The sequence below is a fragment of the Pseudomonas sp. 05N36 genome (genome assembly GCF_056397385.1).
In genome coordinates this window covers 151,642-175,698 of the sequence record NZ_JBFTNH010000003.1, presented here as the reverse complement: position 1 = coordinate 175,698, position 24,057 = coordinate 151,642, and the positions used below count along the sequence as shown (strand labels likewise).

Below are 24,057 nucleotides of genomic sequence, written 5' to 3'. Positions count from 1 at the left end.
AGGCTAACCGAGATTCTGTTCAGTCAAACGCTGCACCGCCAGCCGACGGTAATCGGTGGGGGTCATGCCTTTGAGTTGCTGAAAGCGCCGATTGAAGTTGGAAATATTGTTGAAGCCCGACTCAAAGCACACCTCGGTCACCGGTTTATCGCCATCGGCCAGCAGCTCGCAGGATTTGCTGATGCGCAAGCGATTGACGAACTCGATGAAACAGCGCCCGGTCGCCTGCTTGAAGACTCGCGAGAAGTAGGTCGGTTTCATGCCCAGGTGTTCGGCGACTTCTTCCAGTGGCAGTTCGCGAGCGTAGTGGGCAAAGATGTAATCCACTGCCCGGTTGGTACGGTCGATGTTGTGTTCGTCGGCCAATTGCGGCGTGGTGGCGCCGGACAGCAACTGGTAATCGTCGGTGGCCGCCAGCAACTCCAGCAGAATGAAAAAGTACCCAAGGCGGGTAACGCCTTTGGCGTCGGCAATCCGCTGCATCAGGTCCATGGCCTGGCGGATCGTGTGTTTACAGCGAAACTCGATGCCGTACTGCGCACGCTCCAGCAGGGGCGTCAGGCTCTTGAGTTCGCTGAACACCTGATGGCCGCTTTCGAACAGCTCATCGGTGAAGTTCACCAGCATGTCGCGCTTGGGCACCACTTCGTCTTCGGCGACCTGGCTGATCCAGTTGTGGGGCAGGTTGGGGCCGGTCAGAAACAGCGTTTCGGGATAGAAGTTGCCAATGTAGTCGCCAATGAACACCTTGCCCGAACTGGCGACAATCAGGTGCAGTTCGTATTCCTTGTGGAAATGCCAACGCACCAGCGGGCAGGGGAAACCGTGCTGGCGATAGATGATGGACAACCCGTTGTGGTCGTCCATCAGCTCGTAGGATGGGTCGGTAACTCGGGCGACTCGGGTCATGGCAGGGCGCTTTTATGGTTATCGCGACTGGATGATGCACTTTCAGGAAGACAGTTCCAACCCGTCGCGCCGCTAGGCGAGGATTTCCGATATTTTAGGGTCAGCGCTTGGCTCGCCCCTTGGTCATATTCGCCTCCCCGCAGTGGTTGATCGTATGCGATCCATGAACCCCACCTTTTAAAGGTGGGGCGTATAGCTATCTTGGCATTTGCGGCGTGCAGTTCCACGGCAGCAAGGCTTCGACGTCTTCTACTGTGGCGGCTCGCGGCAACCGTTCAAGTGCGTGGCGCAGCCACGCATAGGGCTCTTGGCCGTTGGCTTTAGCCGTCTCGACCAAACTGTAAAGTTGAGCGCTGGCCGTCGCGCCTTTGGGCGTGTCGCTGAACAGCCAGTTCTTGCGCCCGATCACGAAGGGCCTGATCGCACGCTCTGCCGCGTTGTTGTCGATCGGCAAAAAACCGGCTTCGGTGTAGCGCACTAACTTGTCCCAGTTGCTGGCCAGATAACTGATGGCTTTGCCCAGCGCGTTTTGCGCCGTCACCTGAGGCTGCGTTTTCTCCAGCCAGGCGTGTAACTGCGCCAGCACCGGCAGGCTGTTTTGCTGTCGACCTTCATGGCGATGTTCATCGCCGACTTCTTTTAAATCTTGCTCGATACCGTACAGCTTGTTGATCAGATTCAGGGCGATATCGGCACGCCCGGTTTTGCCCTTGGGTTGCACTTTTTGCGCCTCGACAAACTTGCGTCGCGCATGTGCCCAGCAGCCTAAGCGTTCGACACCCGCCTGCGCGCCCAAGGCGTTATAACCGGCGTAATCGTCGGTCATCAGATAGCCGCGATAACCTTCGAGCAGGCGCGACGGCACCTCTTGCGCTCGGCTGGTCGAGTAATCAAAAAGGATCACTGGCTGATTCGGCGGTCCGCCGGTTTGTACCCACATCCAGGATTGGCTAGTCGGGTCTCGATCAGGCTCTTTCATCACTTGGACACGCGTTTCGTCGCAGTGGATTACGCGACTTTCCAGCAGCCGATCCCGCATCAAGTTGAGCAGCGGTTGCAGGTGTACGCCGCACTGGATGACCCAACGTGCCAAGGTTTGTCGTGGAATATCGACGCCGTGGCGACCGAGTACTTTTTCGAAGCGATGCAGCGGCAGACCGTCGACGTATTTGGTGGTCAGCAACATCGCCAACACGCTGGGACTCGCCATGCTCTTTTCAATCAATTGCGCTGGCTTGTCAGCGGTGACCGGCGCGGTTTCACAGCCACGGCAGGCGTAGACCTTGCGAATGTGTTTGATCACGCGGATCTGCATCGGCACGATTTCCAGCTGCTCGCTGGTTTCTTCGCCGATGGCGTGCTTGCGGCAGCCGCAAGCACACGTCAGCTCGTGCTCGGGCAGTTCGTGGATGACTTCGATACGGGGCAAATCGGCGGGCAGAGGCTTGCGTTTGCCACGGCATTTGGTCGCAGCGACGACTTCTTCCTCCGCCTCTTCGGCGGCAGGTTCAGCGACACTTTCGGCTTCATTAAAAAGAGCCAATTGCGGGGTCGCTGGATCGACTGTTTGTTCGGATTTACGCCCGAAGAGACGCTGGCGGAGCAGCGCATTTTCTTCTTCGAGATGAACAACCTTGGACTGCATCTGAGCCAGTAATTGCTTGAGCGCAGTCAGGTCATCGGGAAGGTGGTCGGGCATGGAAATCATGCCGTGGATTATACCGAATCAGGCGACAAATCGAGGTGTCAAAACCTGATGTGGACGGTTGCGCCACAGATCAAAACCATCGAGCAGCCAGTTCAGCTCCTGGACCGTCAGCACGATGGCTTCGCCGGTGTGATCGGGCGATGTTTTGAAGCGTTCGGATTCAAGGCGTTTGAGCCAAAGGCAAAAGCCGTTGCGCTCCCAATACAAAATCTTCACCCGATTGCGGGGTTTGTTGAGAAAGACGAAAAGCACCGGATCGAACACCGCCACTTTAATATCCAGTTCCACCAGTGCGGCTAGGCCGTCGATGGATTTTCGAAAGTCTACTGGTTTAGGGTAGAGGTACACTTTTTCAACTTTGGCATCGGGACGCATCATGGCCGCTGGCTCCTGAAAGAGATCGGGAGCCCAGCATCAGGCATCAAATCGCGGCTTTGAATGTGGGGTTCGTGGAGCGGTTACGGTTGATCAGCGAAGAGTCTCCCAAAAAATCGACATTGATAATGCTACATTTCGGTGCCCAGCCAGACGTTGGTCCGAACCACTCATTCAGTTCTGTGGTGATTCTTTTCACACCGGCAAGCTCCCCATAACTGGTTGCTGACAATGACCAAGGCATAGGACCCGATGGTGGAGATTGCAATGTACGTGCAATGTACTGTTTCAGTTCATTGGGGGACGTAATGTTATTGCCGCTCCATTTGTGGCTGATGCCGTCCCAATACAGCGGACTGTTAAAGTCAGGATGCCATTCAGCTGCCAGCACGATCCTTTGTTTGCTGCTGAGTTTTTTGAGTTCTCCCAGCGTAAGGTACTTGTTCTCACTGGGAATGAGCCGCCATCCCAACTCATTCATGATGACCGTATTAAATGTCTTGTAGTCGAAGACGCTACCATTCGATGCCTTCAGTTCGTGCATGTCCAGAATAATAAATTCATCTGGATTTTCATCGAGGAAATAGTTCAGGCTTTTAATTAGCTCGCTTAACGAACGACCTGTAGCAGGGCCGTGAAACGTATGGAATTTCTTGACGCCTATCCAGTGTTCAATCGAGTGGAATCTCAAGTCGAGCGCTCGCACGCCTTCATTGAGTTGCTGGATGAATGGGCCATCCTGACACACAACCCAGTTGGAAATGACGGCTATATGAGGTGGATAAGAAAAGTCAAAGTCTACACCGGCGTTGTGGGCGCCAGGCCAAACTATTTCGCCAATGGATAGGCGGTCAATGTAATATGTTTCGGACATCCATTTCTTATAGGGGTATGAATTCGCCATGATGCATTCCATTGCTTAATATTAACTGGGTAACAAGTTGAATGGCTTGTTATGTGGGGTGCGCGTTCAGCAGCACTCGTGAGTTATAGATAATCCAATGGAAGGTTTACTTGCAAGGCGATAAAGGTTTCCAGGTAATTAAATGCGCTGGTGTTTCTTTTCGATCAGGCAGAGGAAATGCTTGTTTGGCAGCGGAGGTAATACATGTTGCCTGGGGTTATAGCGGTCATGTTTATGAGTCGGCTCGATTTTTGGCCTCGATCCATTGAGCCATATATTGAGTGCTTTTATGGTGGTGGTGTCGAAGCATGCTACCGGTGAAGTTGTCACGTCTTAGCTGCGGCAGGTTTTGACGGCAGTAGGCAATTTTATCGATGAGTGCAGGACCATGAACCTGTTGTTGGTAACGCGCTGCCAGCAGGTCAGCCCCTTGCGCCTGAGCCACTGACCATTGCTTTTTATCCTGATAAAGCCTCACAGCGGCGCTGGCCAATGCACTGGCAGACTCAGCCACTGCTCCAGGCCATGGCCATTGTCCGTGCATGGCTTCGGCACCGACCGGCGTAGTGACATTCGGTGTGCCGCACAGCATGGCGTCGACAATCTTGCCCTTGATGCCAGCACCGAAACGCAGCGGAGCCAGGCAGATGCGTGCCGCAGACATGACCTGCAAGGCGTCTTCGGCCCAGTTCATTACGTGGAATCCCTGGCTCGGGTTGTGCAGCGCGGTCGCCTTTGGCGGCGTATACGCGCCATATATGTGCAGTTGCGCACCGGGCAGTTGTTGCCGGATCAGTGGCCAGAGGGTGGTTTTCATCCAGAGCACGGCATCCCAGTTCGGCGCGTGGCGGAAATTGCCGATGCTGAGGAAGTGCGCACGGTCCTCGAAGGGTGTGAACGGCTGAGTGATCGGGTCGATCATCAGCGGGCACCAGTGCAGCAACTGGCGTGGCAGTTTGAACTGCTCGACCAGCAGCTCGATTTCCACTTCCGAGATCATCAGGTTCAGGTCACAGCGGAACAGCGCGGCAATTTCGCGCTTGGCCAGGTCGGTATCGGCCATGAGTTCGAACTCTTCACGCAACGCCGGGGCGAACAACTCGCTGAAGTCATTGGCGTCGTCACTGGCCTTCAGGCGGTCCTTGAGCCGCTGGTGGCGGGCATGTCGCAAGCTCTGCAGATCAGAGGTCTCAAGTACGCGCAAGGCGCCAGGGCAATGTTTCTCGACACGCCAGCCGAACTGTTCTTCCATCATGAATTGATCGAATAGCACGATGTCGGGAGCCAGATCGCTGACGAAGGCATCGAAACTGCTGTTGTTCAGCTCGATGGGGACTTCACGAATACCCAACTCCGCCAGATCGGCCTTGTGTTCGCCCGCGCCGGCCGGGCTGCTGAACGTAATGTCCCAACCTTGTTGTAAAAACGTTTCAAGGATTTGCATCACGTGTCCGCTGGCTGCGGATGAGCGCGGCTCGGGCCAGACGTAACCAATGACCAGGACTTTGGTTGCGCGGGGCTGACTCATGAACGGGATTTCCTTGATGCGGGCAGAAGACTGGGGAGAAACGCGGGGCGCAATTAAACCACAGCTGATGATGTTTATAGTGCCCGACAATCGCCCAGCGGTGCCTTATGCGCTTGTATTGACTGGAAGTTTACCGATTCATGAGTTAGCGTCTGACAGCTGATTCATGGACGTTTTTCGATGACCCAACCCACCGCACTCCAGACCAAAGTCGCCTCGCAGATTCTCATGGCGATCCGGTCTGGCGAGTTAACCCCCGGCAGTCACCTCAAAGAGGTCGAACTGGCCGAGCGCTTTGGCGTGTCTCGCTCGCCGATTCGCGGGGCGCTGGTCTATCTGGCGCAAGAGCAGGTGATCGGACGTTTGCCCCATCAGGGGTATTGCGTGCTGGATACACCGCTCAGCGATGAGTTGGCCAAGGTCAGTCTGCCGATCGGTGAGGATGAGGAGCTGTATCAGCGGCTGATCGATGATCGACTGGCTCAGGCGATTCCCGATCAGGTGATGGAGAGTGACCTGCTGCGTCGCTACGGTGCCAGTAAAGCGGTATTGCGCCGTTGCTTGCTGCGGTTGTCCGACGAAGGTGTGATGCAGCGCAAACACGGGCACGGCTGGATGTTTTTACCCACCTTGGGTTCAGCCGAAAAGCGCTTCGAAAGCTATCGCTTCCGCATGCTCCTGGAGCCTGCGGGCTTGCTCGAACCGACCTTCAATTTGCCGCGTGAACGCTTGCAGCGTTGCCGTGAAAAGCAGCAGGCGCTGCTCGAAGGGACTCCCGACAGCCTGAGCTTTTTCGAAGCCAATGCCGAGTTCCACGAATTATTGGCTGCTGCGTCCGGCAATAGCTTCATCCTGCAAACCGTGCAGCAGCAAAACCGTCTGCGCCGGCTGACCGAATTTCACACCGTGTCCAATCTTGAGCGGGTTCGCACCTCCTGCCGTGAGCACCTGGAAATTATCGATGCGCTGGAGCAGGGCGATCGGGAATGGGCGTCGACATTGCTGTACCGGCACTTGAAAGTGGCCAGTACCTTGAATGAAGTGCGCAAGAAAAGCTGAGCTCAAGCCGTGAGCATGCTCAGGACCTTGTCGCGCAACTGCTCGATAGAGAACGGCTTGCCAATCACCGACATGCCCTCCGGCACCTCAATACTTTCCGCATAGCCACTGGCAAACAGTATCGGCAACGCCGGGTGCAGTGCACGCGCCCGAGCGGCCAGCTCCCGGCCATCCATCTCCGGCAATCCCACATCAGTCATCAGCAGATCGATGATTTGCGCGCTATCGTTGAGCAGGGCAAGCGCTGCTTTGCCACTGTCGGCCTCCAGTACCTTGAACTTCAGTTCTTCCAGCACGTCGACGATCAGCATGCGCACGATGCTATCGTCTTCGACTACAAGGATGGTGGGCGCTGTGGCGGACATGGTGGTGGCTCTCGGAAGAAGGCGGTCGGTCACAGGTTGATTGTAGTGACCGGCATGAGTCGACAGGGTAACCGTTCTCTTTGAATCATGCAGAACGATGCAGGGTATTGCCGACAAGGTTGTCAGAAAAAAGTATCCGAGAGGCGTTTATGGAGCAAACTCCTTCACTTACAACGGTTCACCAAGGCCATCCAATGACTTCTTCGTCTTCGGTTGATGAGCAAAGTTTTCGCAAACTGCTGAGCCGCAATATCAGCTTGCCGCTGGGTATGGGCGTGCTTAGCGCGGTGTTTTTTGTCTCTTTGATCACTTATCTGTTGTCGGTGATTCAATGGGTCCAGCACACAGACCGGGTGATCAATAACGCCAACGAAGCGTTGACGCTGACGGTCGACCTGGAAACCGGGATGCGGGGTTTTCTGTTGTCCGGTGACGAGCACTTTCTCGATCCCTACGAAACGGCCAAACCGAGGATCATTGCTGCGCTCAAGACCTTGCAGGAACTGACGGCCGATAACCCGCCACAGGTTGATCGCCTGCGCAGGCTCGAGGCGTTGCAGGTCGAGTGGAACGATTACTCGCAGACCATGATCGACTTGCAGCACCGCAGCGGTGATTACCGAGCCGCCGTGAAAGCCGGCCGGGGTAAGCGACTGACCGATGAAATCCGCAAGCAGTACGAAGATGTCATCGATATGGAGCAACAGTTGCGCATTACGCGCAACGAAGAGGTTCGACGCACAACGATCTGGAGCATTTCCCTGTATTTGCTGTTGGTTGCCGGTATCAGTGGTTTGCTGGCCTACGTCGGCCGTCGCGATTTGCTCAGTCTGTCGAAAAACTACAGCGCCAATCTCGCAGCGCAACAGAGCAGCGCACAACGTCTGGAACAACAAGCCTGGCTGCGCAATGGCCAGACTGAATTGGCGGAACAGGTGCTTGGGCAACTGACGTTAAATCGGTTGGGCCGCAATATTCTGCAGTTTTGCGCGCAGTACCTCGGCACCGCTGTCGGCGCAATGTACGTCAAAGAAGAGCACGGAGGCCTCACGCGCATCGCCTCTTATGGTTTCTCCCGCGAACAGGAAGGGCGCGAGCAAGCGATCGACAGTGGCGAGGGCATTACCGGGCAGGTGGCACAACAAGGTCGGCTGATCCGTCTGGATACAGTGCCCGCCGGCTATTTCAAAGTCAGCTCCGGGTTGGGTGAGGGCGTGCCGTGCAGTGTGCTGGTGGTGCCGACCCGTGATGACGATCGGGTCAACGGTGTCATCGAACTGGGTTTTCTGCGTGCCCTGACCGAACGCGATGTCGAGTTGCTGGAGCTGATCGCCGGGAATATCGGCACCTCCATCGAAGCGGCGCGTTATCGCCAACGGTTGCAGGAGGTACTCGCCCAAACCCAGCAACTCAATGAAGAGTTGCAGGTGCAGCAAGAAGAACTGAAGACTGCCAACGAAGAGCTGGAAGAACAGTCACGGGTGCTCAAAGAGTCGCAGTGGCACCTGGAGACTCAGCAGGCCGAGCTTGAGCAGACCAACGAGCAGCTAGCCGAACAGGCAAAATTTTTGGCCGAGCAGCGTGATGCAATGGATCGCAAGAACGGCGAGTTGAACCAGGTCCAGGTACAACTTGAAGAGCGTGCGCAAGAATTGCAGCGTTCCAGCCAGTACAAATCCGAATTCCTCGCCAACATGTCCCACGAACTGCGCACGCCGCTGAACAGTTCGTTGATTCTCGCCAGATTGCTGGCAGAGAACCCACAACAAAATCTCAGCGCTGAACAGGTGACATTTGCCGAGTCGATCTATTCGGCCGGCAACGACTTGCTCAACCTGATCAACGACATTCTCGATATTTCCAAGGTCGAGGCCGGCAAGCTTGAAATACGCCCGGAGAACACAAGCGTCGCGCGGTTGGTCGATGGCTTGTGCGGCATGTTTGAACCGCTGGCCGCGCACAAGCATCTGGCGTTCAACGTCGAACTGCAAGCGGATGCACCGTTGACGCTGTTCACCGATCGCCAGCGTCTGGAACAGGTGCTCAAGAACCTCTTGTCGAACGCCATCAAATTCACCGAGAAGGGCAGCGTCAGCCTGACGGTCGCCAGGCAGTCGGGTGAGGGCATTACCTTTATCGTTCGTGACTCGGGCATCGGTATTGCCAGTGATCAGCAGGAAGGCATTTTCGAGGCCTTCCGTCAGGCCGATGGCAGCACCAACCGTCGTTATGGTGGCACGGGACTGGGCTTGTCGATTTCGCGTGACCTGGCCGCATTGCTCGGTGGCTCGATCAGCCTCATCAGCGAGCCGGGGCAGGGCAGCTCATTCACGCTGGTGTTGCCTGTGCAGTATGTCGAGCCCGGCGATGAGCCGCGTGAGCTGCTGAAGATCGAACCGGTCGTCGCCGCTCCCAAGGTGACTGCCGCGCCTGCGCCGCTGATCGTCGAAGCGAAGATTCCGCGCTTTGCGGATGACCGTGACAAAGCGCCGTTCACCCGCCGTTGCATGCTGGTAGTGGAAGATGAAGTGAATTTTGCACACATCCTCTTCGACCTGGCCCATGAACTGGGCTTTCAATGCCTGGTGGCTCACGGCGCCGATGAAGGTTACGAGCTGGCGACACGCTTCATGCCGGATGCGATCCTGCTGGACATGCGCCTGCCGGACCATTCGGGGCTGACGGTGTTGCAGCGCCTGAAAGAACATGCCGAAACCCGGCACATCCCGGTTCACGTGATTTCCGTCGAGGACCGCGTCGAGGCCGCCATGCACATGGGCGCCATCGGTTATGCGCTCAAGCCGACTACCCGCGAAGAGCTCAAGGACGTGTTCGCGCGACTGGAAGCCAAGTTGACGCAAAAGGTCAAGCGCGTGTTGCTGGTGGAAGATGATGACCTGCAACGCGACAGCATTGCCCGGCTGATCGGTGACGATGACATCGAGATCACCGCCGTTGGCCTGGCCCAGGAAGCACTGGACCTGCTGCGCGAGACGATCTATGACTGCATGATCATCGACCTGAAACTGCCGGACATGCTCGGCAATGACTTGCTCAAGCGCATGTCCACCGAAGATATCTGTTCGTTCCCGCCAGTGATCGTCTATACCGGGCGTAACCTGACCCGCGATGAAGAGGCGGACCTGCGCAAGTATTCACGCTCGATCATCATCAAGGGCGCACGCTCGCCAGAGCGCCTGCTCGACGAGGTGACACTCTTTCTGCACAAGGTCGAATCGCGGTTGTCCCATGAGCGGCAAACGATGCTCAAGACTGCCCGCAGCCGCGACCGGGTTTTCGAAGGCCGCAAGGTGCTGTTGGTGGATGATGATGTGCGCAATATTTTTGCCCTCACCAGCGCACTGGAGCACAAGGGCGCTATCGTGGTGATTGGCCGTAACGGTCGTGAAGCGATCGATAAACTCAATGAAGTGGATGACATCGACCTGGTGCTGATGGACGTGATGATGCCGGAGATGGACGGTTTCGAAGCCACCCTCGAGATCCGCAAGGACCCGCGCTGGCGCAAGCTGCCGATCATCGCGGTGACGGCCAAGGCCATGAAGGACGATCAGGAGCGCTGCCTGCAAGCAGGTTCCAACGATTACCTGGCCAAGCCCATCGACCTGGATCGGCTGTTCTCGCTGATTCGCGTGTGGTTGCCGAAGATGGAACGTATCTAAGTGGAGAACAATATCGACATCGAGCTGCGGTTGCTGGTCGAAGCGATCTACCTCAAATACAGCTACGACTTTCGTGATTACTCCGGCGCTTCGATCAAGCGCCGGGTCAATCACGCCCTGCATCAGTTCGAGTGCAAGAGCATTTCTGCGCTGCAGGAGCGGGTGCTGCACGACCCGACGGCGTTCATGCAGTTGCTGCAGTTGCTGACGATTCCGGTCAGCGAGATGTTTCGCGACCCGGCGCACTTCCAGGCCATTCGTCAGGAAGTGGTGCCGCTGCTCAAGACCTATCCTTCGATCAAGGTCTGGATTGCCGGGTGCAGCACGGGCGAAGAGGTCTATTCGATGGCCATTCTGCTGCGCGAAGAAGGCTTGCTGGAGCGCACGATCATTTACGCCACTGACATCAACCCACGCTCGCTGGAAAAGGCCAGGCAAGGGATCTTCTCGTTGGCGAACATCCGCGCCTACACCCATAACTACCAGCAGGCCGGTGGTCAGCGCTCGTTCGCCGACTACTACACGGCAGCGTATGACCACGCGATATTCGACAAGACCCTGTGTGAGAACGTGACCTTCGCCGATCACAGCCTGGCGACTGATAGCGTCTTTTCAGAAACTCAATTAATTTCATGTCGCAATGTATTGATTTATTTCAATAAAAAGTTACAGGATCGCGCCTTCGGGCTGTTTCATGAGTCGCTGTGCCATCGTGGTTTCCTGGTGTTGGGCAGTAAGGAGACCCTGGAATTCTCAATCTATGGCAAGCAGTTCGAACCTTTGGTCAAACAAGAACGGATCTACCGCAAGCATGCTGAGTAATATCCAGGCCAAATTGCTGATCGTCGACGATCTGCCAGAGAACCTGCTGGCGCTCGAAGCGCTGATCGCCCGTGAAGACCGTACGGTGTACAAGGCGCTATCAGCGGACGAAGCCTTGTCATTACTGCTGCAACACGAGTTCGCCATCGCCATCCTCGATGTGCAGATGCCCGGCATGAGCGGCTTCGAACTGGCCGAACTGATGCGCGGAACCGAGAAAACCCGGAGCATTCCGATAATTTTCGTCAGTGCGGCAGGGCGCGAGAGCAATTACGCGTTCAAGGGCTACGAAAGTGGCGCGGTAGACTTTTTGCATAAACCGCTGGATATCCACGCGGTGAAAAGCAAGGTCAACGTGTTTGTCGACCTGTACCGACAGCGCAAGGCGATGAAACTGCAGGTCGACGCCCTGGAGCAAAGCCGCCGTGAGCAGGAGGCGTTACTCAAGCAATTGCAGGCCACGCAGAACGAACTGGAGCAGGCCGTGCGCATGCGCGATGACTTCATGTCGATCGTCGCTCACGAAGTCCGTACACCGTTGAACGGGCTGATCCTCGAAACCCAGCTGCGCAAGATGCACCTGGCCCGGGACAATGCGGCAGCGTTTACCCTGGACAAGATGCACGCGATGGTCGATCGCGATGAGCGGCAGATCAAGAGCCTGATTCGCTTGATCGAGGACATGCTCGATGTGTCGCGGATTCGCACCGGCAAGCTGTCCATTCGCCCCAGTCGTTTTGACCTGGCGCAGTTGACGGGTAACCTGTTGCAGAATTTTGCACCGCAGGTGGAGTCTGCCGAATCGTCGGTGACGTTTTTCGCGCCGCAACCGGTGGAAGGCAATTGGGATGAATTTCGCATCGAGCAGGTGGTGTCCAACTTGCTGACCAACGCCCTGCGTTACGGTGCCAAGCGTCCGATCGAGGTGCGCGTGTACAGCCAGGACGGCGAAGCGCGGATGGAGATCAGGGACCAGGGGATTGGCATCAGTGAGGAAAACCAGAAACGTATTTTTCAGCAGTTCGAGCGTGTGTCGGCGAAAACCGTGGTGGCCGGACTGGGTTTAGGGCTATTTATTTCCGAGCAAATCGTCGCCGCCCATGGCGGATCCATCACCGTTGAGAGCAAGATTAATCAAGGTTCGTTATTTCGTGTTTGCCTACCGCTGCAGGAAAACAGACAAAGCAACGCAACCTCTGCGTGACCGAAGGGTCGTATCAGCAGCTATTGACCGAACAAAGGCTTCCCATGAGTGAAGATGCACAAGACGTCGTATTGATCGTTGAAGATGACCCCTCGATCCTGATGGTACTGGTCGCCTATCTGTCGGGTGAGGGCTATCGGGTTTTGCAGGCTGTAGATGGCGAGCAGGCTTTCGAAATTCTCGCGAGCAAACCGCACCTGGATATGATGATCACCGATTACCGTCTGCCCGGTGGCATCTCCGGCGTACAGATTGCCGAACCTGCGGTGAAGTTGCGACCTGAACTCAAGGTGATTTTCATCAGCGGTTACCCGCAGGAAATTCGCGAGTCCGGCAGTCCGATCGCGCAAAAGGCGCCGATCCTGGCCAAGCCGTTCGATCTCGACGAGTTGCAGGTCTTGATGCACGAAATGCTTTCGTAAGTCCCACGCAATACCCCGGGCAGCCGAAGGTTCGGGCCGCGTTCGGACGATCTTTCCAGGATCAAAAGATCGCAGGCTGCGCCAGCTCCTACGCTGGTTCAGGTGTATCGAGGTGATCCAGTGCGCGATTCACCGAGTAGGCAAGCCTAAACACCCGTCGTAGCAGCTGACGAGCCTGCGAGGCTGCGTTCGAGGACGCAGTCCTCGCCAATCCTGCGCACGCGGTTTACGTGACAGAACGTGTTGCATGATTTTACGACTGCTTCGCAGCCGAACGCAGCCTCGCAGGCTCGGCAGCTGCTACGGGCGCAGCCCTTGATCGTTCCCACGCGCGTGGGAACGATCCGTGCTTTCGTATGCCCCACGGCGCATCTATCGAACCTGGTGGTCTTTTACAGTCCCTGCTGCAACGCCGGGTCATCCGGATTCATCTGCTCAAGCTGTGCCAGCAGCACCTGAACGTTCTGCAGCTGGCCACTTTCCTTCCAGTAGTTGATCAACGTTACGCGCGCCTTGCGGTCGGCCGGGTGGCGTTGAACGATTTCCTGAAGCTGCTTTTGTGCGGCTTCGAGTTCTTCCTGGCCGTGCAACGTGGTGGCCAGGTCGTAGCGGTATTCCTTGTTGTCGGGCGCAAGTTCCACGGCTTTTGAAAGGCCGAGCAAGGCAAACTCGCTTTGCCCGTGATGCAGCAGCCAAAGCCCCAAGGCATGTTGCAGATAGGCAGAGTCAGGTTGGGCCTTCAACTGCCTGGCAAGCATTTGTTGGGCCGCATCGGCCTGGCCCTGTTTATCCAGGACCTCGATTTGCATCACCAGCGCCGGCAAGTTGCCCGGGTCCAGGCGCAAGGTCTGATCGAGCGCTTGTTGTGCTTCTTTCAATTGGGCGTTGTGCAGGTGCAGGCGAGCCAGTTGGTATTGGGTCTCGGCGCTTTCGGGCTGACTGTTAAGCGAGTGCTCATACTCGTCGATGACCTGCTGCAAAGGGCCGAAGTACAACCCCAGATCATCCGGCGAAAGCCCCAGCAACGCGTTCGCGGTGGCAAAACGCACGACTTGCTCGTGGTCGTCGAGCAATGGCCCGAGCAACAGGCTGCGTTGGCCATTGGGCACCAGCCCGACGATGCTTTTGATCGCCGCCTGGCGAACCTCGGCCACAGGATTTTGCAGGTCGGCGTCTGCCAGTTTCAGTGCCTGCGGGCTCGGGTAATTCGCCAGTTCGGCATGCAACAGGACACGGCGCGTATCCGACAAGTCCGGACGTGCCAGTTGCTGATAGAGCACTCGCGCCGCACCGGGTTGGCCGTTACGGGCCTTTTCCATGGCGTCGTGATAGCCCTGCTTGATTGCGGGGGGCACCTGGGGCGTTGTACTGCGTAGAGAAAACCAGGCAATGCCGACGGCAAACAGGACCAGCAGGCTGATGTACAGGTAGCGGCGAGGCATGGGCATGCAGGAATCCGGAATCTGACAGTGTTTGCAAAGCTGCCAGCATCGGTCAGCTGGCGCTGCGAGTCAAACCCGGGACATGGTTAAAACCATACTTGATGGGCACAAGTCGAGCTGAAACCTCTCACGTGTCGTCGTAGTGACTACGCTTGCTGGAGATGACTCGACGAGCGTTGCCATGCAAGCGTTGCTGCAGTACTTCAAGGCGATCCTCCACCCCGGTCCCGGGGTGTTGCTGTTTGCCTTGAGAACGATCACCGCCGGGTTGCTGACACTGTACCTGGCCTTTGTGTTTGACCTCGACCAGCCCAAATGGTCGATCATGGCCGTGGTCATCGTCAGCCAACCCCTGGCCGGGATGGCGCTTGCTCGCAGTTTTGGCCAGGTCATCGGCACCACGCTGGGCGCGGCCGTGGCCGTGGTGATCATGGCGATCTTCCCCCAGGCGCCGGTGCCTTTCGTGATGACGTTGTCCCTGTGGCTGGCGCTGTGCACCGCCGGTGGCACCTTGTTGCGCTACACCAGTTCCCAGGCATTTGTGCTCAGCGGCTATACGGCAGTCGTGGTGGGGCTGTTGGCAGTGCCTGATCTGGAGGGCACCTTCCTGTTGGCCGTGACCCGCGTGACCGAGACGTTGCTGGCGGTTGCCTGTGTCTGTGTGGTCAGCCTGCTGACCGCGCGTCCGGAGGCTGTGGCCAAGGATTACTTTGCCAGGATCGATCAGGTGATCAAGCTGCTGGCAACCCATGCCAGCGCGGTCATTCGGACCGAGGAAAGCGAGGAAGACTTCCACCGTCGGCAAATGCAACTGCTTGCGCAGATCAGCGCGCTGGAGGGGGTACGCCGGCATTTGTATTACGACGCGCCGCGTTTGCGCAGTGCCGACGACCTGGTGCAATTGCTTGGCAATCAACTGCTGTTGCTGACCGCGCGGCTCACCGCATTGCGCCATCAGCGCGAGCTGTTGCTCGAACGCTGGGAAGGCGAGATCCCTGGCGAAATCCAGCATTTGCTGAACGAAGAGCTGACCTTTCTCGATGAACTGGCCCGGCAGGGGCGCGCGCTGTCCAGCGAGAAGCGGCACCAGTTTGCGGCATTGCAACAGCGCTTCGATGCACTGGCCTACCGTTCGGAGCAACTGACCGAGCCCTTGAAGGCCACCTTGCGCTCGCTGTCATGGTCACTGCGTTGGGAACAGGCGCGAATGCTGCAGCAGCTTGAAACGATTCTGGAATTGAGCGACGCGATCCAGAGCGGACGCAAGGCCAGTAGCGTGTTTCGCGGTAAGGCCAATCCGCTGCACCTGGATTTCACCCTGGCGACGATGAATGCCATCCGCGCGTTCTGCGCACTGATGGTGGCTGGCCTGATATGGATTGAAACCGGTTGGGATGGCGCCCGGGGCGGGATGATTGTGGCGGGGATCCTCTGCTCGTTGATGGCGACGTTTCCCCGCCCGTTGTTGGCTGCCCAGAGCTATGCCCGGGGCCTGGGGCTGGCGCTGGTGGTGTCGGCGGTGCTTGAGTTTGCGCTGGTGCCGATGATCAGTAGCTTCGAACTGTTGGCCCTGTTGCTGGCGCCATTGCTGTATGCCGTTGCGGTGGGGTTGTCCAGCCCGCCAACCACGGGGACGGGGATCGGGCTGGGATTGTCGACGTTTCTGTTATTGGGCCCGCAGAACACCGGATTGGGGCAGAACACCGCGATCCAGTGGTTTGAATTTGCTGGCGCTTACACCTGCGCCACCGTGCTGGCGTTGAGTGTGTATGCCTTGATCTTCCCCTTCAGGCCCGTTCTGCGTATTCGCCGGCTGCACCAGGAAAATTGCGAGCAGGTCTATGCCTTGCTGAAAAAACCGGCCACGGATGAAAACCAGTTTGCCTTCGAGAGTCGTCTTGTCGACCGTCTGACCACGATGCTGGGGCTGTTGCCCGCCATCCAGGACAAGCCGTCGCGCGACCTGTTCGAGGTCAGCCTCGGCTGTCTGGCCCTGGGCATTGCCTTGAACCAGCTCAGGCAGCAGGGGCAGAACAACGTGCTACTGAGTCCGCAGACGCAAACCCGGTTGTTTGCCACCGTTCAGGAAGCCGGGCGGCTGGTTGCCGGTCGGCCGAACTTCGAAGTGGATCGCGTGATCGACAGCCTGCACGCCTTGGGCGATGAGCTGGACGCGCTGCACTGCAGCGTCCATGAACACCTGTGGTCAGTGTTTCGCATGCGCGTGGCGTTGTTGATCGTGGTGTCGTTCCTGGAGCGCCACCGTGGCCACTTTGAGCCTGTCACCTTGCAAGGAGTACCTGCGCTTGACCATTGATCTGGAAATAGGCGGCGTCTATCTGCCGCCGATTGCCCAGGCGCTGTTGCTGGGCTTGCCGATTTTCCTGGTGCTGGACTGGATCCTGCGGCGCCTCGGCGTGTTGCAGTTCGTCTGGCATGAAGCCTTGTTCGAAGGCGCGTTGTACGCCTGCGTGTGCGCGGTGTTGATTCTGGTGATGGGAGCCTGATGCCTTGAAGAAGATCCTTGCCCAACTCTCGACACTGGCGGTGGTCGTGCTGGCTTTTGTGCTCGGCTGGTTTGCCTGGGAGCATTACACCCGCGCACCCTGGACCCGGGACGCACGAGTGCGGGCTGATGTGGTGACCTTGTCCGCCGATGTTGCGGGACGCATCGTCCGCCTGGGTGTGCAGGATAACCAGCATGTGGAGAAGGGGCAGTTGCTGCTGGAAATCGATCCCTCGCGTTACGCCCTGGCGGTGGAACATGCCAAGCGTTCGGTGGAAGTGGCGAAGGCTTCTCTCGGGCAATCGCAAGCGACCATCGTTGCCAGCCAGGCGCTGCTCAAGCAGCGTCAAAGCGAGGAGCTGCGTCGACGGACCCTCAAGGAACGCATGGCGGTCTCTGGCGAAGAGTGGGAAAAATCCAGTACCGAGGTGTCGGTGGCTCAGGCCGATTTGCTGCGCAACCAGGCCAACCTGGGTTTTGCCCAGGCCAATGTGCAACTGGCCATCGCCGCATTGGCCGAGGCTGAACACGATCTGGAGCGCACCCGGGTCGAATCGCCGGTCAGTGGCTACGTCACCAATCTGCTGACTCGGCAGGGCGATTACGCGACTGCGGGCGGTCCGCTGGTGGCGCTGGTGGACAGCGACTCGTTTTATGTCAGCGGCTACTTCGAAGAAACCAAACTGCCACGAATCGCGGAAGGTGACCGGGTCGACATCGAACTGATGAGTGGCGAACGTTTTGGCGGCACCGTGCAAAGCATCGCCTTCGCTATTGCCGACCGGGAAAACCTGCCCGGCGGCCGTTTGCTGGCCAACATCAACCCGAGCTACACCTGGGTCAAACTGGCGCAGCGGGTGCCGGTACGGATTCAGATCGATGCCGACTACGCCGGAAAAAACACGCTGCGCGCCGGGACCACGGCTACGGTGACTGTCCAGGAAACCCGCAAATCCGACGATCACCGCTAAGTTTGCAGGCAAAAAAAACCCCGCGACCGAATGAGGCACGGGGCAAAAAATTTGGTTGGTTGCGGCCAACCAAAGGAGCTCTTGAAAGGGGATTACCTGCTGGCGACCGTCTCGGGTTGCCAGCCACCGCCGAGGGCCTTGTAGATGGCAACGATGCCACGGTAAAGATCAACCTCGGCCTGGGCCTGGGAATCCTCGGCGGCCAGGCGTTCACGTTGCGCGTCGAGCAGCACCAGAAAATCCACGGTGCCTTCGCGGTAGCGAATTTGCGCGAGGTCGGCGGCAGCGCGGCTCGATTCGCTTTGGCGAATCAGCGAGATCAGGCGTTGCTGACGTTTACCGTAATCGGAGAAAGCGTTCTCCGACTCTTCCAGTGCTAACAACACTTGCTGCTCGTAGGTCGCCAGGGCGCCCTCGGCGTTAGCATCGGCTGCTCGCAAACGAGCGCGCACGCTGCCCAGGTCGAACGCGGCCCAGGTAATGCTTGGGCTGAGCGYCCAGGCGCTGGCTGCCGACGAGCCGATTTGCGAGCCACGCCCGGCGGTGAAGCCGAGGAAGCCGCTGAGGCTGACCCGTGGGAACAGATCGGCCTTGGCCACACCGATGCGGGCGGTGGCGGCCGCCAGTTTGCGCTCGGCACTGCGGATATCCGGACGGCGTTGCAGCAGTTCACCCGGATCACCAATCGGCAGGGCCTTGGCAATCGCCGGCAAGTTGGCCGGGCTGAGGTCGACGGTCAGTTTGTCCGGCCGTTCACCGAGCAGGGTGGCGATGCGGTTGCGTTGGCGTACCTGCACTTCTTGCAGCTGCGGCACGCTGGCTTCGACGGAAGCGAGGCGGGCATCGGCACGAACCACATCGAGCTGATCGCCGACGCCGGCATCACGCAGGCTCACGGTGATCTTGCTCGACTCTTGCTGGTTCTGCAGGTTGGCCAGCGCGATTTTTTCCCGCAGTTGCGCACCGCGCAGTTGACCGTAGGCGTCCACCAGTTCGGCAATCATGCTGACTTGCAGTTGGTGCAGGTCGGCTTCGGCCACTTGCTGATCGGCATCGGCGGCTTCCAGGTTGCGCTGGATTCGGCCGAACAGATCCACTTCCCAGGCCATGTCCAGGCCCAGGTCATAGCGCTCGCTGTTGACGCGCTGAGTGGTCTGGCCGGGAATCTGGCCCTTGGCCAAATCGCTGCTGGCACGGCTGGTGACATTGGGCGTGGTCTGGGTGGCCGCGTCGTCACGGAACGCACGAGACGCCTTCAAGCGGGCATACGCCACTCGCAGATCACGGTTGCCCTGCAACGACTGGGTCACCAACTGATTGAGGATCGGGTCGTCGAACTGCTGCCACCAGACACCTTCGAAGCGTGCGCGGTCGAAGTTCTTCTGACCGTTGGCGCCGTCGGTGGCGGCCGTGATGTTGGCCGCCTCCGTTGCCGGGGTCTTGTAGTCCGGGCCGACGGCACAGGCGCTCAGGGCCAGCACCAGCAAGCTCGGCAGGAAGGCTTTCAGGCTCATTGTTGCGCCTCCAGTTTCAGGGCCTTGGCCGCTTTGCGTGCATCGCTGCGCTCCACAAAACGACGGATCAATACGTAGAACACCGGCGTCAGCAACAGACCGAAGAAGGTCACCCCGAGCATCCCGGAGAACACCGCTACACCCATGGCGTGACGCATTTCTGCACCGGCACCGCTGGAGAACACCAGTGGCACCACGCCCATGATGAAGGCGAAGGACGTCATCAGGATCGGCCGCAGACGCAGACGGCAGGCTTCCAGTACCGCGCTGAGCGGGTCCAGGCCTTCCTCTTGCTTGTCCTTGGCGAACTCGACGATCAGGATCGCGTTCTTGCAGGCCAGTCCCACCAGAACGATCAAGCCGATCTGGGTGAAGATGTTGTTGTCGCTACCGGACAGAATCACCCCGGTAATCGCCGACAGCAGGGTCATCGGGACGATCAGGATCACCGCCAGTGGCAGGCTCCAGCTCTCGTATTGCGCGGCCAGTACCAGGAACGCCAGCAGTACGCAGAGCGGGAACACGAACAGCGCGGTGTTGCCGGACAGAATCTGCTGGTAGGTCAGGTCGGTCCACTCGTAGGTCATGCCGTTGGGCAGTTCGTCCTTGAGCAGTTTTTCGATGGCCTGTTGCGCTTGGCCGGAGCTGTAGCCAGGGGCTGCGGCACCGTTGATTTCGGCGGTGATAAAGCCGTTGTAGTGCATCACGCGGTCCGGCCCCGAGGTGTCGCTGACCTTGATGAAGGTCGCCAGCGGGATCATCTCGCCTTTGTTGTTGCGCACTTTCAGCTGGCCGATCTGATCCGGTTCGAGGCGGAACTGTTGCTCGGCCTGAACGTTGACCTGATAAGTGCGACCGAAGCGGTTGAAGTCGTTGGCATACAGCGAACCCAGGTAGATCTGCAGGGTGTCGAAGATGTCGCTGACGGCCACGCCGTGGGTCTTGGCTTTTTCGCGGTCGATGGCGGCATCGACCTGTGGCACGTTCACGGTGTAGCTGGTGAACAGTCCAGCCAGTTCCGGCACGCTGCGGCTCTTGGCAATAATGTTCATGGTTTCTTTGTACAGCTCGTCATACCCCAGGTTGCCCCGGTCTTCGATCTGCAGGCGGAAACCACCGATGGTGCCCAGGCCCTGTACTGGCGGCGGCGGGAAGATCGCGATGTATGCGCCTTGAATGTCAGCGAATTTGGCGTTCAATGCCGCTGCGATAGCTCCGGCCGATTCGCTCGGGTCCTTACGCTCATCGAACGGCTTGAGCGGGGTGAATACAATGCCGGCGTTGGGGCTGTTGGTGAAGCCGTTGATCGACAGACCAGGGAAAGCCACCGAGTTGGCGACACCGGGTTGCTTGAGGGCAATCTCGGACATCTGCTTGATCACTTCTTCAGTGCGATCCAGGCTCGATGCGTCAGGCAGTTGAGCAAACGCCACCAGGTATTGCTTGTCTTGGGCCGGAACGAACCCGGTCGGGGTGTTGGAGAAACCGAGGAACGTCAGCGCCATCAGACCGGCGTACAGCAGCAGGGCGATACCGCTGCTGCGGATCACACGACCAACAGTGCCGACATAACCATGGCTGGCACGATCAAAGAAACGGTTGAACGGACGGAACAGCCAGCCACCGAAGATCCCGTCGAGGACCTTCGAGAAACGGTCCTTCGGCGCGTCATGGCTCTTGAGCAACACAGCCGCCAACGCTGGCGACAGGGTCAGCGAGTTGAAGGCCGAGATCACCGTGGAGATCGCAATGGTCAACGCGAACTGCTTGTAGAACTGCCCGGTCAAGCCGGAGATGAAGGCCGCCGGGATAAACACGGCACACAGCACCAGCGCGGTGGCGATGATCGGTCCGGTTACTTCACGCATCGCGCGCTTGGTCGCTTCGACCGGTGTCAGCCCGAGGCCGATGTTCCGTTCGACGTTTTCCACCACCACAATCGCATCGTCGACCACGATACCGATGGCCAATACCAATCCGAACAATGACAACGCGTTCAGCGAGAAGCCGAACAGATGCATCACGGCGAACGTACCGATCAGCGATACCGGGACTGCCACCAACGGAATGATCGAGGCGCGCCAGGTTTGCAGGAACAGGATCACCACCAGAACTACCAGAATCAGTGCTTCGAACAGCGTGTGCACCACCGCTTCGATGGAACCGCGAACGAAAATCGTCGGGTCATACACGATGCTGTAGTCCATGCCTTCGGGGAAGCCCTTCTTCAGCTCGGCCATTTTGGCGCGCACTTCGTTGGAGATCTCGATAGCGTTGGAGCCCGGACGCTGGAAGATCGGGATCGCCACGGCCGGTTGGTTGTTCAGCAGGGAGCGCAAGGCGTACTGGCTGGAGCCCAGCTCGACACGAGCAATGTCCTTGAGGCGAGTGATTTCACCGTTTTCGCCAGAGCGAATAATGATGTTCTCGAACTCTTCCTCGGAGACCAGGCGACCTTGGGTGTTGACCGAGAGCTGGAACGCGGTGGCGTTCGGCGCAGGCGGCGCACCCAGGGCACCGGCGGCGACCTGGCGGTTCTGTTCGCGAATCGCGTTGACCACATCAGTCGCGGTCAGGTTGCGCGAAGCGGTCTTGTTCGGATCGAGCCAGACCCGCAGCGAGTAGTCGCCCATGCCGAACAGTTGTACGTCACCGACACCGCCCAGCCGCGCCAGCTCATCCTTGATGTTGAGCAGGGCGTAGTTGGACAGGTAGAGCATGTCGTAGCGCTTGTCCGGCGAGGTCAAGTGCACAACCATGGTCAGATCGGGCGAGGCCTTGTCCACCGTGATGCCGATCCGGGTCACTTCTGCGGGCAGCTTGGGCTCGGAGCGGGTGACACGGTTCTGTACCTGCACCTGGGCGTTGTCCAGGTCGGTGCCCAGCGCAAAGGTGATGGTCAGGGTGATCTTGCCGTCAGCGGTGGACTGCGACGACATGTACAGCATGTTCTCGACACCGGTGATGGCTTGCTCCAGCGGAGCGGCCACGGTTTCACCGATGACTTTAGGGTTGGCACCCGGGAAGTTGGCGCGGACCACCACGGTCGGTGGCACGACTTCCGGGTATTCGCTGATCGGTAGCTGGAACAGCGAGATGCTGCCGGCGATCAGGATCAGCAGCGAGAGCACCGCTGCGAAGATCGGCCGTGAAATGAAGAATTGGGAAAAATTCATCGGAGTTGTCGTCCCTTAACCGCGTGGAGTCGCAGCGGCGAGTTTCACAGCCGTACCCGGCGCAACCTTGGCAGGTGCGACTTGGGGCAGGTTGCTGGCTTCAAGCGCTTGGCGTTGTTGAGCGAGGGCCGCTAGGGTTTCCTGGCTGGCCATCGGGATCACTTCAGGTGTCACCGGGGAACCCGGACGTACCCGTTGCAAGCCCTTGACGATGATCGTGTCGTCCTTGTTCAGGCCGCTGCGCACAATGCGCAAACCTTCGATCTTCGGTCCCAGTTCGACGGCGCGATAAGCCGACTTGTTGTCGGCGTCCATCACCAGCACGAACTTTTTACCCAGGTCGGTGCCGACGGCTTCGTCGTTGATCAGCACGGCGGAATAGGTCCCGCTGCCCACCAGTTTCAGGCGAGCATAGAGGCCGGGGGTGTATTCGCCCTTGCTGTTGTCAAATACGGCGCGACCACGGATGGTGCCGGTTTTCGGGTTGACCTGGTTGTCGACGAAGTTCATCTGGCCCAGGTGTGGGTTGCCTTCTTCATTGGACAGGCCAAGGTAAACCGGAGTGGTTTGACCGCGTTGGCCCTGGCGGGCGAGCTGGGTGTACTTGAGATACACGCGCTCATCGGCGTCGAAGTAGGCGTAAATCTTGTCGGTGGAAACCACGCTGGTCAGCGCGGTGACATCCGCGGTGACCAGGTTGCCGGCGGTGATTTCGGCACGGCTGACGCGGCCGCTGATCGGTGCGGTGACGCGAGTGAAACTGAGGTTCAGTTTGGCCAGGTCCAGTTGCGCCTGGAGGGCGCCGACAGCCGCTCGGGCTTCTTGGGCGGCGCTGCTGCGCGAGTCGGCCAGCTCGGCAGAAATCGCATTGCTGGTGCGCAGGCGCTCACCGCGTTGGGCTTCGTTTTCGCTGCGGGTAGCATTGGCTCGGCCCTGGGCAACCAGGGCTTCAAGACGGCGGACCTCAGCCTGGAAGGGACGAGGGTCGATCTGGAACAGCAAATCGCCCTTTTTCACAAGGGCGCCTTCGGTGAATGCGACTTCGTCGATCTGGCCAGACACCCGAGGACGAATCTCGACGGTTTCCGGTGCTTCCAGGCGGCCGGTGAAATCGTCCCACTCGTTGACCGGTTGTTCCAGTACCTTGGCCACGCTGACTTTGGCCGCAGGCATGGCGGCAGCAGCTCCCGGGGTCTTGCCGCAGGCGCTCATCACCAGCAAGGCCAAAACGGCCAAGGGGAAGCGCAAATGTTTGAATGACTGTTCCATGGATGCATCCGCCACTGTATTGAGATGGGCGGATGATGCTCGGCGGGGCTGTATCAAACGAATCGAATGAGGCAAAGGTAACTATCATTCGGAATGATATAAGCGCGAAGTAAGCCCTCTAGCATGGGGGTTTTGTTAGGTAGCTATCAATTGGCTCAAGCGCAATTCAGTGTTGCGGGGAGTGCAAAGATCGGACGGAT

General features: G+C 58.4%; 18 protein-coding genes. 8 read left to right on the top strand and 10 right to left on the bottom strand.

Annotation, left to right across the window (positions count from 1 at the left end; translation table 11 throughout):
- Positions 1–3: 3 nt before the first annotated feature.
- From AC1DIH_RS05605 to AC1DIH_RS05585, 5 genes are all read right to left on the bottom strand, one after another.
- Positions 4–909: an AraC family transcriptional regulator gene (locus AC1DIH_RS05605; RefSeq protein ID WP_477770931.1), complete on the bottom strand. Its 906-nt coding sequence runs from the start codon at positions 907–909 to the stop codon at positions 4–6.
- A gap of 196 nt (positions 910–1,105) precedes the next feature.
- Entirely contained in the window at positions 1,106–2,617 is a 1,512-nt protein-coding gene (gene tnpC / locus AC1DIH_RS05600; RefSeq protein WP_477770930.1) for an IS66 family transposase, read from the bottom strand.
- A gap of 18 nt (positions 2,618–2,635) precedes the next feature.
- Positions 2,636–2,995, bottom strand: a complete 360-nt coding sequence (gene tnpB, locus AC1DIH_RS05595) for an IS66 family insertion sequence element accessory protein TnpB (RefSeq protein WP_477770929.1) — start codon at positions 2,993–2,995, stop codon at positions 2,636–2,638.
- Positions 2,996–3,038: 43 nt separating this feature from the next.
- Positions 3,039–3,896 carry a phosphatidylinositol-specific phospholipase C domain-containing protein gene (locus AC1DIH_RS05590; protein ID WP_477770928.1) on the bottom strand — a complete coding sequence of 286 codons (858 nt, stop codon included), beginning with the start codon at positions 3,894–3,896 and terminating at the stop codon, positions 3,039–3,041.
- Positions 3,897–4,128: 232 nt separating this feature from the next.
- Positions 4,129–5,424: a glycosyltransferase gene (locus AC1DIH_RS05585; RefSeq protein WP_477770927.1), complete on the bottom strand. Its 1,296-nt coding sequence runs from the start codon at positions 5,422–5,424 to the stop codon at positions 4,129–4,131.
- Between the two features lie 180 nt (positions 5,425–5,604).
- Here AC1DIH_RS05585 and AC1DIH_RS05580 point away from each other — a divergent pair, with 180 nt between their 5' ends.
- The gene (locus AC1DIH_RS05580) at positions 5,605–6,483 is read left to right on the top strand and encodes a GntR family transcriptional regulator (RefSeq protein ID WP_054597198.1); all 879 of its coding nucleotides are present in this window, start codon (positions 5,605–5,607) and stop codon (positions 6,481–6,483) included.
- Between the two features lie 2 nt (positions 6,484–6,485).
- On the opposite strand, the gene AC1DIH_RS05575 is transcribed toward AC1DIH_RS05580, so the two are convergent.
- Positions 6,486–6,848, bottom strand: a complete 363-nt coding sequence (locus tag AC1DIH_RS05575; RefSeq protein ID WP_477770926.1) for a response regulator — start codon at positions 6,846–6,848, stop codon at positions 6,486–6,488.
- Between the two features lie 194 nt (positions 6,849–7,042).
- Here AC1DIH_RS05575 and AC1DIH_RS05570 point away from each other — a divergent pair, with 194 nt between their 5' ends.
- The 4 genes from AC1DIH_RS05570 to AC1DIH_RS05555 are packed head-to-tail and all read left to right on the top strand — an operon-like array spanning position 7,043 to position 12,979.
- Positions 7,043–10,531: a response regulator gene (locus AC1DIH_RS05570; RefSeq protein ID WP_477770925.1), complete on the top strand. Its 3,489-nt coding sequence runs from the start codon at positions 7,043–7,045 to the stop codon at positions 10,529–10,531.
- On the top strand, positions 10,532–11,353 hold the full coding sequence (locus AC1DIH_RS05565; RefSeq protein ID WP_477770924.1) for a CheR family methyltransferase: 822 nt from the start codon (positions 10,532–10,534) through the stop codon (positions 11,351–11,353).
- Complete coding sequence (locus AC1DIH_RS05560) at positions 11,343–12,557, top strand: hybrid sensor histidine kinase/response regulator (protein ID WP_477770923.1); 1,215 nt, start codon at positions 11,343–11,345, stop codon at positions 12,555–12,557. The genes AC1DIH_RS05565 and AC1DIH_RS05560 overlap by 11 nt, the downstream gene beginning before the upstream one ends.
- A 44-nt stretch (positions 12,558–12,601) precedes the next feature.
- The gene (locus AC1DIH_RS05555) at positions 12,602–12,979 is read left to right on the top strand and encodes a response regulator (RefSeq protein WP_054597203.1); all 378 of its coding nucleotides are present in this window, start codon (positions 12,602–12,604) and stop codon (positions 12,977–12,979) included.
- Between the two features lie 392 nt (positions 12,980–13,371).
- Here the strand turns inward: AC1DIH_RS05555 and AC1DIH_RS05550 are convergent, their stop codons facing one another.
- Positions 13,372–14,427 carry a tetratricopeptide repeat protein gene (locus AC1DIH_RS05550; RefSeq protein ID WP_477770922.1) on the bottom strand — a complete coding sequence of 352 codons (1,056 nt, stop codon included), beginning with the start codon at positions 14,425–14,427 and terminating at the stop codon, positions 13,372–13,374.
- Positions 14,428–14,602: 175 nt separating this feature from the next.
- Between AC1DIH_RS05550 and AC1DIH_RS05545 the strand changes: the two genes are divergently transcribed.
- The 3 genes from AC1DIH_RS05545 to AC1DIH_RS05535 are packed head-to-tail and all read left to right on the top strand — an operon-like array spanning position 14,603 to position 17,898.
- Entirely contained in the window at positions 14,603–16,738 is a 2,136-nt protein-coding gene (locus AC1DIH_RS05545) for an FUSC family protein (protein ID WP_477770921.1), read from the top strand.
- Positions 16,728–16,928, top strand: a complete 201-nt coding sequence (locus AC1DIH_RS05540; protein WP_216743770.1) for a DUF1656 domain-containing protein — start codon at positions 16,728–16,730, stop codon at positions 16,926–16,928. Before AC1DIH_RS05545 ends, AC1DIH_RS05540 begins: the two co-directional genes overlap by 11 nt.
- 4 nt (positions 16,929–16,932) lie before the next feature.
- Positions 16,933–17,898 carry an HlyD family secretion protein gene (locus tag AC1DIH_RS05535; RefSeq protein ID WP_103314532.1) on the top strand — a complete coding sequence of 322 codons (966 nt, stop codon included), beginning with the start codon at positions 16,933–16,935 and terminating at the stop codon, positions 17,896–17,898.
- 92 nt (positions 17,899–17,990) lie between these two features.
- On the opposite strand, the gene AC1DIH_RS05530 is transcribed toward AC1DIH_RS05535, so the two are convergent.
- From AC1DIH_RS05530 to mexE, 3 genes are read right to left on the bottom strand one after another with little or no spacing between them, the layout of a single operon-like run.
- The gene (locus AC1DIH_RS05530) at positions 17,991–19,412 is read right to left on the bottom strand and encodes an efflux transporter outer membrane subunit (protein WP_477770920.1); all 1,422 of its coding nucleotides are present in this window, start codon (positions 19,410–19,412) and stop codon (positions 17,991–17,993) included.
- Complete coding sequence (locus AC1DIH_RS05525) at positions 19,409–22,588, bottom strand: efflux RND transporter permease subunit (protein WP_477770919.1); 3,180 nt, start codon at positions 22,586–22,588, stop codon at positions 19,409–19,411. Before AC1DIH_RS05525 ends, AC1DIH_RS05530 begins: the two co-directional genes overlap by 4 nt.
- A 15-nt stretch (positions 22,589–22,603) precedes the next feature.
- The gene (gene mexE, locus AC1DIH_RS05520; RefSeq protein ID WP_477770918.1) at positions 22,604–23,857 is read right to left on the bottom strand and encodes a multidrug efflux RND transporter periplasmic adaptor subunit MexE; all 1,254 of its coding nucleotides are present in this window, start codon (positions 23,855–23,857) and stop codon (positions 22,604–22,606) included.
- Positions 23,858–24,057: the final 200 nt, after the last annotated feature.